Origin of the sequence: Streptomyces sp. NPDC029526 (assembly GCF_040637405.1) — a bacterium.
GTDB lineage: Bacteria > Actinomycetota > Actinomycetes > Streptomycetales > Streptomycetaceae > Streptomyces.
Genome location: NZ_JBEZWE010000001.1, coordinates 920,218 through 933,899, shown reverse-complemented (window position 1 = coordinate 933,899; position 13,682 = coordinate 920,218). Strand labels below are relative to the sequence as shown.

The window sequence follows — 13,682 nt, the reverse complement described above, 5'->3', positions numbered from 1 at the left end:
AACCGTTGCGTACGCTCTGCGCGTCGACGCTGATCGGCGAGGTCTTCATCATCGGCTTCGCCGGACTGGTCGCCATGAAGGACCCGGACATGTCCATGAACACGGTGTGGACGGTGTGCGGTGTCGCCATGGTCCTGTGCGTGCTGCTGTGCGGCATGATCACCCGGCCGGGCGGGGTCGCCCTCGGCTGGGCCCTGCAGATCGCCCTGATCGCCTCGGGGTTCGTCGTCCCGACGATGTTCTTCCTCGGGGCCGTCTTCGCGGCCCTGTGGTGGGCTTCGGTGCATTACGGGCGAAAGGTGGACGAGGCGAAGGCCCGGTTCGCCGCGCAGGCGGACCAGCCTGACGCTGCGTGACCGGGACCGCGACACGCCGGGTAACCTCGTGTTCCCGCACATCTTTGACCCGCAAGGAGTTCCGTCGTGACCCAGCGCACCCTCGTCCTCCTCAAGCCCGACGCCGTCCGTCGTGGCCTGACCGGCGAGATCATCAGCCGCATCGAGCGCAAGGCCGGCTGGCGGATCACCGCGCTGGAGCTGCGCACCCTGGACCAGGACACGCTGGAGCAGCACTACGGCGAGCACAAGGGCAAGCCGTTCTACGAGCCGCTGATGGAGTTCATGGCGTCGGGCCCGGTCGTCGCCCTGATCGTCGAGGGTGACCGGGTCATCGAGGGCGTGCGTCAACTGGCCGGTCCGACCGACCCGATCGCCGCCGCGCCCGGCTCCATCCGCGGCGACTTCGGGGTCATCGTGCGGGAGAACCTCATCCACGCCTCGGACTCGGAGGAGTCCGCCGAGCGCGAGGTGAAGATCTTCTTCCCGGGGCGCGCGTAACGATCTCGTCGCGCCGGATCGCGGCGGCTTCGACCGCCTGTCGGATGGTCTGGGGGTTTTGCCCCCGGACCATTTCTGGCATATGCGCGGCGTTCGGGGGAACGCATGCCCCCGATGGCCCGTCTGCACAAGCAGTGGAGGGTGCCGTCCGGTGACAATGGCGAAGACCCTCGCACAGTGTTCGCGACGGCGCGTCTACCATGGAAGCCATCGCGTCACCGCACCCACCTCGCCAACCTGAAAAGCCCTCAAAAGCTCGTGGGAAGGCCAGACGAATCCTGATGGGGAACTCAATGTCGTTCATCGGCCGTGACATGGCTGTCGACCTCGGGACCGCCAACACGCTGGTGTACGTCAGGGGTCGCGGGATCGTACTCAACGAGCCGTCCGTCGTGGCGATCAACACCAACACCGGCGGCATCCTCGCCGTCGGTGCCGAAGCGAAGAAGATGATCGGGCGCACCCCGGGCAACATCGTCGCCGTGCGTCCGCTGAAGGACGGCGTCATCGCCGACTTCGAGATCACCGAGCGGATGCTCCGCTACTTCATCCTGAAGATCCACAAGCGGCGGTATCTGGCTCGTCCGCGGGTCGTCGTCTGTGTGCCCTCGGGCATCACCGGCGTCGAGCGCCGCGCCGTCATCGAGGCGTCGTCCCAGGCCGGCGCCCGTCAGGTGCACATCATCGAGGAGCCCATGGCCGCGGCCATCGGCTCCGGCCTGCCGGTCCACGAGGCCACGGGCAACATGGTGGTGGACATCGGCGGCGGCACCACGGAGGTCGCGGTCATCTCCCTCGGCGGCATCGTCACCGCCCAGTCGATCCGCGTCGCGGGCGACGAGCTGGACAACGCGATCATCCAGCACATCAAGAAGGAGTACTCGCTGCTGCTGGGTGAGCGATCGGCCGAACAGATCAAGATCACGATCGGTTCGGCGTACGACCTCGACACCGACGAGCACACCGAGATCCGCGGCCGTGACCTGGTGTCCGGGCTGCCCAAGACCGTCGTCATCTCCGCCGCCGAGGTGCGCAAGGCGATCGAGGAGCCCGTCAACGCCATCGTCGACGCGGTCAAGACGACCCTCGACAAGTGCCCGCCGGAGCTGTCCGGCGACATCATGGACCGCGGAATCGTTCTGACCGGCGGCGGAGCCCTGCTGCGCGGCCTCGACGAACGGCTGCGCCGCGAGACCGGCATGCCGATCCACATCGCGGAGGACCCGCTGGACAGCGTGGCCCTCGGCTCCGGCAAGTGCGTCGAGGAGTTCGAGGCGCTGCAGCAGGTGCTGGACGCCCAGCCGCGCAGATGACACACCTCTTCGATTCCGCCGTACGGGACGATCTCCTCTCGTACGGCGGATCGTTGATATAGAGGCATCAGCTCCCGCCCCGGGCCGGCCGTCCGGACGGGGGCGGCAGCACCCGCACACACCACATCACCCATCCGAACCATCCGACACCAACCCGACACCTCATACCCGCTCTCGACGAGGAAGGCACGGCCGCCGCACGTGAGGGACACACGAGAGAGCCGGCTGCTCCTGGTGCTGCTGATCGCCATCGCGTTCGCACTGATCACGGTGGACATCCGCGGCGGGGAGGACTCGCCGGTCGACGGTGCCCGGGGGGCCGCGGCGACGGTCTTCGGCCCCATCGAGAACGGCGTCTCCAGCGCGGTCGATCCCATCGGCAACGCCGTCTCCGCGATCCGCGACTCCGGTGAGCGCCACGACCGGCTCGCCCGCCTGGAGCAGGAGAACGCGGCCCTCAAGGCCGAACTCGGCAGCGACAACCGCAACCGCAGCCGCCTCAAGCAGCTCGACAAGATGCTCAAGGTGGCCGGCCAGGGCCAGTACGGCATCAAGGGCGCCCAGGTCATCGCCATAGGAGCGGCCCAGGGCTTCTCCTGGACCGTCACCATCGACGCCGGCGCCAACGACGGCATCGAACGCGACATGACCGTCCTCAACGGCGACGGCCTCGTCGGGCGCGTCACCACCGTCGGCCCCAACACCGCGACCGTCCTGCTCGCCAGCGACCCCGACTTCACCGTCGGCACCCGCATGGAGGACAGCGACGAACTCGGCTTCGCCTCCGGTCAGGGCGACCGGCCGCTGCGCGTGGAACTGCTCAACGGCAAGGCCGAGATCAAGAAGGGCGACCGCCTGGTCACCTTCGGCTCGCAGGCCGACAAGCCCTTCGTGCCCGGCGTCCCGGTCGGCGTGGTCTCCCGCGTCGACCCCTCCGGCGGCGACCTGACCCGCACCGTCTACGTCACGCCCTTCGTCGGCTTCACCAAGCTGGACATCGTCGGCGTCGTCGTCCAGGCCCCCGAGAAGGACCCGCGCGACACGGTGCTGCCCCGCAAGGCCAAGCCGACCCCCACACCGACCGTGACGGTGACGGTCACCCCGTCCGCCCCGGCCGACGGCCAGTACCAGCCAGAGCAGTAGGAGCTGTCACCCCATGCGCGTCAACCGGATCCTGCTCTCCAGCGCACTGATCGTCGTCGCCCTGGTGCTCCAGGTGAGCGTCCTCGCCCGCCTCCACCTGCCCGGCGCCGTCCCCGACCTGCTGCTGCTCACCGTCCTCGGCCTGGCCCTGGTCTACGGCCACGTCGGCGGCGCCCTCGTCGGCTTCGCCGCCGGACTCCTCGCCGACCTCGCCCCGCCCGCCGACCACGCCGCCGGCCGCTACGCCCTCGTGCTGTGCGTCATCGGCTACCTGGCCGGACTGGTCAAACCCGAGACCGGCCAGGTCAAGTCGGCCACCGGCCCCATGCTCGTGGTGGTCGCCGCCGCCGTCGGCTCCACCCTCCTGTACGCGGGGGTCGGCGCCCTCGTCGGCGACACCGCCGCCCGCCACGTCGGCCTCGGCAGCCTGCTGTTCACCGCCGCCCTGTACGACCTGCTGCTCGCCCCGTTCGTCGTCCCGGGCGTCATGGCCCTGGCCAGACGCGCGGACAACGACCCGCTCGCCGAGAACACCTCCACCACCAAGTCCGGCGGCGACATCGCCTCCGGCTGGCTCTCCGGCGGCACCGGCCTGCGCATCGGCGGCCAGCGCGGCGGCATGCGGGTCAAGGCCGCCCGGGCGCGCGTGGCCCGCGCGGGACGCATCAAGGGGGTCAAGCGCCTGTGAACAGGGCGAAGTTCACCCGCACGGGTGAGGCGCGGCGGAACCCGGACCGGGGCACCGGCCGTTCCACACCCGTACGCACTCACACGTCCCGCAGTCACACGTCCGGCACCGGCACGATCCGCACATGCCCGTCCGGCACCGACATGATCCGCACGTGCCCGTCCGGCACCGGCTCGATCCGCGCGCGCACGTCACCCGCGTCCGCGGCACCCGCACCCACGTCCACGCAGCGAGAGGGGGAGAAGCCCGCGTGACCAACATCCCCGAGACCGGCCGCAGCCCACGCGTCCAGATCCGGCTCGTCGTCATCCAGGTCCTCGTCCTCTCCCTCCTCGCCACCCTCGGCGGGCGCCTGTGGTACCTCCAGATCCGTGAGGGCGCCGAGTACGCCAAGGAGGCGTCCGGCAACCACGTCCAGCAGGTCGTCCAGCCCGCGGTGCGCGGCTCCATCCTCGACGCCCGCGGCGTCGCCCTCGCGGACAACGAGACCCGGCTGGTCGTCTCCGCCTCCCGCACCGACCTGATGAAGATGAAGGACGACGGCAAGGCGGTCCTCACCAAGCTGGCCGGCGTCCTCGGCATGGCCCCCAAGGAGGTCATGGAGAAGGTCCGGCTGTGCGACGCCAAGACCCCCCAGCCCTGCTGGAACGGCTCGCCCTACCAGCCCATCCCCATCACCGACGAGGCCACCCCGAAGCAGGCCCTGCAGATCCGCGAGCGCGCCGAGGACTTCCCCGGCATCACCGCCGAACCCCAGGCCGTCCGCCGCTACGCGAGCCCCGGCAAGTCCAACACCGCCCAGGTCCTCGGCTACCTCTCACCCGTCACCGACGAGGAGATCACCAAGGCCCAGGACACCGACTCGCCCTACCTGCGCTCCGACATGGTCGGCCGCTCCGGCCTGGAACGGCAGTACGACAAGCAGCTGCGCGGCAAGGCCGGCGTCACCCGGTACGAGGTCGACAAGCTGGGCCGCGTCATCGGCCGGGCCCAGTCCGACCCCGCCGAGCCCGGCGCCAACCTCGTCACCAGCATCGACGCCCGCGTCCAGCGCGTCGCCGAGTACGAGCTGAACGAGGCGATGAAGGCCGCCCGCAAGGAGCACGACCGCAACACCAACCGCAACTACGAGGCCGACTCCGGGGCCGTCGTCGTCATGGAGGCCAAGACCGGCCGCGTCGTCGCCATGGCCTCCAACCCGACCTACGACCCCAACGCCTGGGTCGGCGGCATCTCCTCCAAGGACTACGCGCGCCTCACCGGCAAGAACAGCAACTACCCGCTGCTCAACCGCGCCATCCAGGGCCAGTCCGCCCCCGGCTCCATCTTCAAGGTCATCCCCACGGCCGCCGCGATCAACGCCGGCTACTCCTTCGACGGCCCCTACGAGTGCTCCAGCTCGTACTCCATCGGCGGCCAGGTCTTCAAGAACTTCGAGTCCCAGAGCTTCGGCGGGATCAGCCTCGGCCGCGCCCTGGAGGTCTCCTGCGACACCGTCTTCTACCGCCTCTCCCACCAGGAATGGAAGCGCGACGGCGGCAACAAGCCCAAGAAGAACGCCAAGGACTGGTTCTACAAGACCGCCCACCAGTTCGGCCTCGGCCAGGAGACCGGCATCGACCTGCCCAACGAGGTCACCGGGCGCGTCCCCGACCGCCAGTGGAAGGCCGACTACTGGAAGGCCAACAAGGACGCCTGGTGCAAGACCGGCAAGAAGGGCGGCTCCTACGCCGAGCAGATCGCCTACGAGAACTGCCTCGAAGGCAACCGCCTGCGCGCCGGTGACTCCGTCAACTACTCCATCGGCCAGGGCGACACGCTCGTCACCCCCATCCAGATGGCCTCCGTCTACGCCGCCCTGTCCAACGGCGGCACCATGCCCACCCCCACCGTCGGCAAGGCCGTCATCAGCCCCGACGGCAAGACCATCACGGAGATCGAGCCCAAGGCACAGGGCAAGCTGCCGATGACCAAGGCGACCCTGAAGCGGATAGACGAAGCCCTGGAAGGCGTCGCCACCCGCGGCACGGCCGCCTGGCGCTTCGGCGGCTGGCCGCAGGACGAGATCCCCATGCACGCCAAGACCGGCACCGCGGAGGTCTACGGCAAGCAGACCACCTCCTGGTTCGCCACCTACACCAAGGACTACGCGATCGTCATGACGATCGCCCAGGGCGGTACGGGCTCCGGCGCCTCCGGACCCGCCGTCCGCAACATCTACAACGCGCTGTACGGCGTCTCCCCGGACGGCGAGATCGACGAGAAGAAGGCGCTGCTGCCCACCCCGCAGAAGAAGCTGCCCGCCATCCGCACGGACGGCACCATCGCCTCCCCGAAGATCGCCAAGGACCCGGTCAAGGAACTCCAGGCCGCCCAGAAGGCCGCCCAGGACGGCGAGGGCACCCCGGACGGCGGCACGGCCCCCGACGACGGCGGGCAGGACGCCACCGTCAACACGCCCCCGCCCGCCAACCGCGACACCCGCCGCCGGGACGCCCGACGCGGCCCGGGCCGACGCGGCACCGGACGCGGCGGACCCGGCGCAGACCCCGCCCGCCCCGGCCCGGGCGGTGGCGGCCGAGGCGGTGACGGCCGGACACCCGACGGCCCACGAGACCGCGGCGCCCCACCCCGGGCCACCGCACCACGGCGCCCGCGCGGCCAGGCACGACGGAGGTCCGCGACATGACCGGCGGCGTCAACAGCTTCCAGGTCTCCGGATACGGACCCGAGCGGGGCGGATGGACCCGGATCTTCGCCCGCGACTCCCTCGCCCGGCGCCTCGACTGGCCGATACTGCTCTCGGCCCTTGCCCTGTCGCTGCTCGGCTCCCTCCTGGTCTACTCGGCGACCCGCAACCGCACCGAACTCAACCAGGGCGACCCGTACTACTTCCTGGTCCGGCACTGGCTGAACACCGGCATCGGCCTCGCCCTCATGATCGGCGCCATCTGGCTCGGGCACCGCACCCTGCGCACCGCCGTGCCCATCCTCTACGGCGCCTCCGTCTTCCTGATCCTGCTGGTGCTCACGCCCCTGGGCTCCACCATCAACGGCGCCCACTCCTGGATCAAGCTGCCCGGCGGCTTCTCCCTGCAGCCCTCCGAGTTCGTCAAGCTGACGATCATCCTCGGCATGGCCATGCTGCTCGCGGCCCGGGTCGACGCGGGGGACAAACCCCACCCCGACCATCGCACCGTCCTCCAGGCCCTCGGCCTCGCCGTCGTCCCGATGCTGATCGTGATGCTCATGCCCGACCTCGGGTCGGTCATGGTCATGGTCATCATCGTGCTCGGCGTGCTGCTCGCCTCCGGAGCCTCCAACCGATGGGTCTTCGGCCTGCTCGGCGCCGGAGCCATCGGCGCCGTCACCGTCTGGCAGCTCGGCATCCTGGACGAATACCAGATCAACCGCTTCGCCGCCTTCGCCAACCCCGAACTCGACCCCGCCGGCGTCGGCTACAACACCAACCAGGCCCGCATCGCCATCGGCTCCGGCGGCCTGACCGGCTCCGGCCTCTTCCAGGGCTCCCAGACCACCGGCCAGTTCGTGCCCGAACAGCAGACCGACTTCGTCTTCACCGTCGCCGGCGAGGAACTCGGCTTCGTCGGCGGCGCCCTCATCATCGCCCTGCTCGGCATCATCCTCTGGCGCGCCTGCCGCATCGCCCGCGACGCCACCGACCTCTACGGCACCATCATCGCCGCCGGCATCGTCGCCTGGTTCGCCTTCCAGACCTTCGAGAACATCGGCATGACCCTCGGCATCATGCCCGTCACCGGCCTCCCCCTGCCGTTCGTCTCCTACGGCGGCTCCTCCATGTTCGCCGTCTGGCTCGCCGTCGGACTCCTGCAGTCCCTCCGCGTCCAACGCCCCATGTCCGCCTGACCGGCGCACATCACCCGGACAGCCGGGTGCGGAGCGGCGGCCCCCTGCCACTCCGCACCCCCGGCGACTACAGTCACGTCATGGCGGACACCAAGCGCGAGATCGAGCGGAAATACGAATCGACCGACGGCCGGCTGCCCGACCTGACCGGCGTTCCCGGTGTCGCATCCGTCGCCGACCGTGGCGTCGCCCACCTCGACGCCACCTACTACGACACCGCCGACGAACGCCTCGCCGCGGCCTCCATCACCCTGCGCCGCCGCACCGGAGGCTCCGACGCCGGCTGGCACCTCAAGTTCCCGGTCGCCCCCGGCGTACGGGACGAGGTCCAGGCACCCCTCTCCGACGACCTCCCCGAGAGCCTCGCCCGCCTCATCCGCTCCCGCGTCCGCGACCGCGCCGTCACCCCCCTGGTCCGCCTGCGCTCCGACCGCGACGTACGCCACCTCCTCGACGACGACGGCGCGCTCCTCGCCGAAGCCAGCATCGACAGCGTCCACGCCGAACGCCTCACCGGCCAGGGCGGCACCACCCGATGGACCGAGATCGAGGTCGAACTCGCCGACGACGGCGACCCCGCCCTCCTCGACCAGATCGAGGAGCACCTGTGCGACGCGGGCCTGCGCCCCTCCGACTCGCCCTCCAAACTGGCCCGCGCCCTCACCGCCACGGCCCCCGCCGCCACCGCCCCCCGCACACCCGACAGCGCGGCCCCCGCCCCCGCCCCGTCCCCGGCCGCCGCCCCCCGGAAGAAGCGCAGGACCCGCGCCGTCGGCGAACCCGTCACCGCCGGCGACCACGTCCTCGCCTACGTCCGCGCCCAGCGCGACGCCCTCGTCGACCTCGACCCCGCCGTACGCCAGGACGTCCCCGACGCCGTGCACCGCATGCGCGTCGCCACCCGCCGCCTGCGCAGCACCTTCCGCAGCTTCCGCTCCGTCCTCCACCGCGACGCCACCGACCCCATCGGCGCCGACCTGAAGTGGCTGGCCGGCGAACTCGGCCTCGAACGCGACCAGGAAGTCCTCGCCGACCGCCTCACCACCGCCCTCGACGACCTCCCCGACGACCTCGTCCACGGCCCCGTCCACGACCGCCTCGCCACCTGGTCCCGCGCGAGCCGCAGCAGCGCCCACGGCCACGTCACCGGCGTCCTCGACTCCGCCCGCCACCTCGCCCTCCTCGACACCCTGGACGCCCTCCTCGCCGACCCCCCGCTGCGCAAGAAGGCCCACGCCAAGCCCGCCAAGGTCCTCACCCGCGCCATCCACAAGGACCTCGACAAGCTCACCGGCCTCGTCACCACCGCCCTGGACCTCCCGCCCGGCCACGACCGCGACCTCGCCCTCCACGACGCCCGCAAGAAGACCAAACGCACCCGCTACGCCGCCGAAGCCGCCGTCCCCGCCCTCGGCGGCGACGCCAAGGACCTCGTCAAGGCCATGAAGTCCCTCCAGGAACTCCTCGGCGACCACCAGGACAGCGTCATGGCCCGCCAAACCCTGCGCGAACTCGCCGCCGTCGCCCACGCCGCCGGCGAGGACACCTTCACCTACGGCGTCCTCCACGCCCGCGAGGAACGCCGCGCCGAACTCACCGAGGCCGCCCTCCCGGGCACCTGGAAGACGATCACCAAGGGCATCACCCTCTGATCGGCGTGCGGGGGAGCCGCCCGACCGGGTTAGGCTGGATGGTCACCCCTCCCGGCCACTCCGGGAGACCCCCGTCAGCACACGAAGGTTCGCGAGATGCCTGCCGAAGCCGCCGAGTCTGTGTTCCCGCAGCTCGAAGCGCTCCTCCCGCATGTGCAGAAGCCGATCCAGTACGTCGGCGGAGAGCTCAACTCCACGGTCAAGCCCTGGGAGGGCTGCGACGTGCGCTGGGCGCTCATGTACCCCGACGCCTACGAGGTCGGACTGCCCAACCAGGGCGTCATGATCCTGTACGAGGTCCTCAACGAACAGCACGGCGTCCTCGCCGAGCGCACCTACAGCGTGTGGCCGGACCTCGAGGCCCTGATGCGCGAGCACCGGGTCCCGCAGTTCACCGTGGACAGCCACCGCCCCGTGCGGGCCTTCGACGTGTTCGGCCTGAGCTTCTCCACCGAGCTCGGTTACACCAACATGCTCACCGCGCTGGACCTGGCGGGCATCCCCCTGGAGTCCAAGGACCGCACGCTCGACGACCCCATCGTCGTGGCCGGCGGCCACGCGGCCTTCAACCCCGAGCCCATCGCCGACTTCATCGACTGCGCCGTCATCGGCGACGGCGAGCAGGCCGTCCTGGAGATCACCGCCATCGTCCGCGCCTGGAAGGCCGAGGGCCGTCCCGGTGGCCGCGAGGAACTCCTCTTCCGCCTGGCCAGGACCGGCGGCGTCTACGTCCCCGGCTTCTACGACGTGGAGTACCTGCCGGACGGCCGCATCGCCCGCGTCGTCCCCAACCGCTCGGGCGTCCCGTGGCGCGTGTCCAAGCACACCGTCATGGACCTCGACGAGTGGCCCTACCCCAAGCAGCCCCTCGTCCCGCTCGCCGAGACCGTCCACGAGCGGATGTCCGTGGAGATCTTCCGCGGCTGCACCCGCGGCTGCCGCTTCTGCCAGGCCGGCATGATCACCCGCCCGGTCCGGGAGCGCTCCATCACCGGCATCGGCGAGATGGTCGACAAGGGCCTGAAGGCCACCGGCTTCGAGGAGGTCGGCCTCCTCTCCCTGTCCTCCGCGGACCACTCGGAGATCGGCGACATCGCCAAGGGCCTCGCCGACCGCTACGAGGAAGACAAGATCGGTCTCTCCCTCCCCTCCACCCGCGTCGACGCCTTCAACATCGACCTGGCCAACGAACTGACCCGCAACGGCCGCCGCTCCGGCCTCACCTTCGCCCCCGAGGGCGGCTCGGAGCGCATCCGCAAGGTCATCAACAAGATGGTCTCCGAGGACGACCTCATCCGCACCGTCGCCACGGCCTACGGCAACGGCTGGCGCCAGGTCAAGCTGTACTTCATGTGCGGCCTGCCCACCGAGACCGACGACGACGTCCTCCAGATCGCCGACATGGCCACCCGCGTGATCGCCAAGGGCCGCGAGGTCTCCGGCTCCAACGACATCCGCTGCACGGTCTCCATCGGCGGCTTCGTCCCCAAGCCCCACACCCCCTTCCAGTGGGCCCCGCAGCTCTCCGCCGAGGAGACCGACGAGCGCCTGGGCAAGCTGCGCGACAAGATCCGCGGCGACAAGAAGTACGGCCGCTCCATCGGCTTCCGCTACCACGACGGCAAGCCCGGCATCGTCGAGGGCCTCCTCTCCCGCGGCGACCGCCGCATCGGCGCCGTCATCCGCGCCGTCTACGAGGACGGCGGCCGTTTCGACGGCTGGCGCGAGCACTTCTCCTACGACCGCTGGATGGCCTGCGCGGACAAGGCCCTCGCCGAGTTCGGCGTCGACGTCGACTGGTACACCACCCGCGAGCGGACCTACGAGGAGGTCCTGCCCTGGGACCACCTCGACTCCGGCCTCGACAAGGACTGGCTCTGGGAGGACTGGCAGGACGCCCTCGACGAGACCGAGGTCGACGACTGCCGCTGGACCCCGTGCTTCGACTGCGGCGTCTGCCCCCAGATGGACACCAGCATCCAGATCGGCCCCACCGGCAAGAAGCTGCTGCCGCTGACGGTCAAGAACAGCGGACCGGTACCGAGCGGTCACTCCCACTGACCTGACCTGACCTGACCACGGCCCCGGCCGTCCGAACCAACGCTCCGGCGGAGCGGGCCATCGCATTCTGCCCGCTCCGCCGGAGCTGTGTGGGGGGCGGTTAGGGTCCGCGACGCCCTCAGCGACAGGTCGCAAGGCTGGCTTATTGTTCAATCTTGAATTCAATACCCGGGAATTTGAGCCTTTCTTGAGGAAAGGTATCTGGGTGCGAATGGCCTCCCCTTCTCGTGAAGCGAAAACCCTGCTCGCACGCTTGTGTAATCGGCCGCCGGCTTCATATGATCTTCATGAGTGAGATCGGTGGGCGGGGTGCGACCATTTGCGTGGCCCAATGGCGCGGAAGATGAACGGCGCGTGCGCTGTGCCCTGCGTTCCCGTCACGGGTGGGAAATGGTGACTGGAGTGGCCGTGTCCGCGACGGTATCGACGGCGAATTACGGCGCCGCCGGGTGGCGCGGCAGGGACCGGCAGGGACTCTGACTCGATGAGAACCGGTGATGACTGCCGTCGGTTTCGCCGCGGGTCGGTGGTGGAGCGGGGGTCACGGCAGGCGGCGTCGGCGTGAAGCGTCACTCCGGAACGGCGACGATGGCACGTGATGTGAGCCGTACAGAGGTAGAAGTGAAGGGGCGATGATGTCTTTCTCGACAATGCCGTGTTCGGTGTCGGCAGCGGGGTCCGGTGAGAAACTGTCGTGAAGCTTCTTGTGGAGAAGGCGGCTCTGATTCTTACTGTCTTCTTGGTCGTGCTGTTGTTCCTCGGTTCAGGATTCGGCCAGGTCGAGATCGGGCTTTGGTTCGCGGCCCTCGTTGCATCGCTTGCCTTCGTCGTCCAGCGATACCGGATCAAGCGGAATTCCTGAGCTGCATGGTGCAGCGCTGCTGTTCCAGTGGCCTGCCACGTGGGGGCGACCTGTCCGGTAATGGCAGTGGCAGTGCTCAGGAGTTCAGGAGGTCAGGGGTTCTCGCGGGTGGAGGGCTCACTGCCCGCCGAGCCAGAAGACGACCGACAGGTAGAGGCTCATGCCCACCATCGTGCACAGAAACGCGAGGACGGTGTGGACGGCGAGTCCGCGTCCCCGGGGGAGACCGAGATGCGCCGCGGCGGCACGGCTCACCCGGAGCCCGGTGGCCCCACGTCCGGCGTCGTTCTCCGCCTGTTCGACGGCTCGGCGCAGGTGCTCGCGGCTCCTCCCCGTCGTCAGGCCCAGCCGCACACCGTCGGCGTCACGCACCACCACGGTGCGGTACACCCCGGCCTGCGAGAAGGTCGTCACCAGCCGGACGGTGGTGATCCGGCCGAGGTCGACCGTGCGTGGGCCGGTCAGGGTGCGGGCCGTCAGACTCCGCGGTGCGTGCCGGAACGGGGAGCGTTCCTCCCACAGGGCGGTGAGGAGTACGTATCCCGCGATCATGGCGAGCAGGCCGACGGGGATCGTGGCGGCTTCGGCGACCACTCCCGCCCGGGCCAGGGCCCAACTCCCGACGGGCAGCAGCAGCACCGCCACCACCAGCCCCGACCCGACCCGCGCACGCATCACACTGCGCGCCGCCGCGGTTGCTCCCACGCCCTCCCCTTCCATCGGCGTGCCTCCGCACGTGACCGGGGCTGACTCTACGCAGCGCCGGTCGCCGGCATGCTCCGGCCCCGGACTCGTCGCCGTCGCTGCTGCGGCCACTGCCGTCGGTGAGCCACCTGCCCGCGGGGACCGGGGCCGAGGAGCGGGGGCGGACCTGCGCCGCGGTGTGCATCCGGGGAGCCGTCCGGGGCGTCCTCATGGGTATGGATCTGGAGAAGCAGGGGGACGTCCGGGCACCGGAGGGTGAGGGCTGTCTGGTCGTGGCGGTGCGTCTGCCCGTCCGGATCGTGGCGCTGATCGTGGTGCTGCCGGTGCGGATGCTGTGGGACGCGCTGGTGGTCGCCGGGCGGGTGGTGAACGACGCCGTGCTGCGGCCGGTGGGGCGGGCGCTGCTGTGGCTGGGGCGGGCGGTGTTCGTGTGGCCGTTCGTGGGGCTGTGGCGGTACCTGCTCGTGCCGCTCGGCAAGGCGTTGGCCTGGCTGGTGAACGTGCTGGTGGTGATGCCCGCCGGGTGGCTGTACG

The 13,682-nt window shown here is 70.2% G+C and carries 12 protein-coding genes and 1 pseudogene; 11 read left to right on the top strand and 2 right to left on the bottom strand.

The window, feature by feature from the left end; genetic code table 11:
* The first annotated feature begins 5 nt into the window (after positions 1-5).
* The 5 genes from AB0F01_RS04260 to mreD all read left to right on the top strand — a co-directional run bounded on the left by AB0F01_RS04260 (position 6) and on the right by mreD (position 3,980).
* Positions 6-356: a DUF4233 domain-containing protein gene (locus tag AB0F01_RS04260; RefSeq protein WP_362089740.1), complete on the top strand. Its 351-nt coding sequence runs from the start codon at positions 6-8 to the stop codon at positions 354-356.
* Positions 357-422: 66 nt separating this feature from the next.
* A complete protein-coding gene (gene ndk, locus AB0F01_RS04255; protein ID WP_164337671.1) occupies positions 423-836 on the top strand; it encodes a nucleoside-diphosphate kinase in 414 nt (137 codons plus the stop codon).
* Between the two features lie 293 nt (positions 837-1,129).
* Positions 1,130-2,149, top strand: coding sequence for a rod shape-determining protein (locus AB0F01_RS04250; protein WP_024887540.1), 1,020 nt, complete (start codon positions 1,130-1,132; stop codon positions 2,147-2,149).
* Positions 2,150-2,350: 201 nt separating this feature from the next.
* Entirely contained in the window at positions 2,351-3,292 is a 942-nt protein-coding gene (gene mreC, locus AB0F01_RS04245; protein ID WP_362089737.1) for a rod shape-determining protein MreC, read from the top strand.
* A 13-nt stretch (positions 3,293-3,305) separates the two neighbouring features.
* Positions 3,306-3,980, top strand: a complete 675-nt coding sequence (mreD, locus tag AB0F01_RS04240; protein WP_362089735.1) for a rod shape-determining protein MreD — start codon at positions 3,306-3,308, stop codon at positions 3,978-3,980.
* Positions 3,981-4,074: 94 nt separating this feature from the next.
* Here the strand turns inward: mreD and AB0F01_RS04235 are convergent, their stop codons facing one another.
* Positions 4,075-4,206, bottom strand: a complete 132-nt coding sequence (locus tag AB0F01_RS04235) for a hypothetical protein (RefSeq protein ID WP_362089733.1) — start codon at positions 4,204-4,206, stop codon at positions 4,075-4,077.
* Between the two features lie 24 nt (positions 4,207-4,230).
* On the opposite strand from AB0F01_RS04235, the gene mrdA reads away from it, so the two are divergent.
* From mrdA to AB0F01_RS04210, 5 genes are all read left to right on the top strand, one after another.
* Positions 4,231-6,669, top strand: a complete 2,439-nt coding sequence (gene mrdA, locus AB0F01_RS04230) for a penicillin-binding protein 2 (RefSeq protein WP_362089731.1) — start codon at positions 4,231-4,233, stop codon at positions 6,667-6,669.
* Positions 6,666-7,868: a rod shape-determining protein RodA gene (gene rodA, locus AB0F01_RS04225; RefSeq protein WP_362089729.1), complete on the top strand. Its 1,203-nt coding sequence runs from the start codon at positions 6,666-6,668 to the stop codon at positions 7,866-7,868. The genes mrdA and rodA overlap by 4 nt, the downstream gene beginning before the upstream one ends.
* A gap of 80 nt (positions 7,869-7,948) precedes the next feature.
* A complete protein-coding gene (locus AB0F01_RS04220) occupies positions 7,949-9,520 on the top strand; it encodes a CYTH and CHAD domain-containing protein (RefSeq protein ID WP_362089728.1) in 1,572 nt (523 codons plus the stop codon).
* Positions 9,521-9,616: 96 nt separating this feature from the next.
* Positions 9,617-11,581 carry a TIGR03960 family B12-binding radical SAM protein gene (locus tag AB0F01_RS04215; RefSeq protein ID WP_362089726.1) on the top strand — a complete coding sequence of 655 codons (1,965 nt, stop codon included), beginning with the start codon at positions 9,617-9,619 and terminating at the stop codon, positions 11,579-11,581.
* A gap of 694 nt (positions 11,582-12,275) precedes the next feature.
* Positions 12,276-12,443: a hypothetical protein gene (locus AB0F01_RS04210; protein ID WP_362089724.1), complete on the top strand. Its 168-nt coding sequence runs from the start codon at positions 12,276-12,278 to the stop codon at positions 12,441-12,443.
* Between the two features lie 117 nt (positions 12,444-12,560).
* Here the strand turns inward: AB0F01_RS04210 and AB0F01_RS04205 are convergent, their stop codons facing one another.
* Positions 12,561-13,148, bottom strand: a complete 588-nt coding sequence (locus AB0F01_RS04205; protein ID WP_362089722.1) for a hypothetical protein — start codon at positions 13,146-13,148, stop codon at positions 12,561-12,563.
* A 215-nt stretch (positions 13,149-13,363) separates the two neighbouring features.
* Here AB0F01_RS04205 and AB0F01_RS04200 point away from each other — a divergent pair.
* A pseudogene (locus tag AB0F01_RS04200) lies at positions 13,364-13,682 on the top strand (hypothetical protein); the annotation flags it as partial.

Coding starts and splice junctions, on each gene's coding strand:
- AB0F01_RS04250 (WP_024887540.1), top strand. CDS start 1,130: ATGTCGTTCATCGGCCGTGACATGGCTGTCGACCTCGGGACCGCCAAC.
- mreD (WP_362089735.1), top strand. CDS start 3,306: ATGCGCGTCAACCGGATCCTGCTCTCCAGCGCACTGATCGTCGTCGCC.
- rodA (WP_362089729.1), top strand. CDS start 6,666: ATGACCGGCGGCGTCAACAGCTTCCAGGTCTCCGGATACGGACCCGAG.
- AB0F01_RS04220 (WP_362089728.1), top strand. CDS start 7,949: ATGGCGGACACCAAGCGCGAGATCGAGCGGAAATACGAATCGACCGAC.
- AB0F01_RS04215 (WP_362089726.1), top strand. CDS start 9,617: ATGCCTGCCGAAGCCGCCGAGTCTGTGTTCCCGCAGCTCGAAGCGCTC.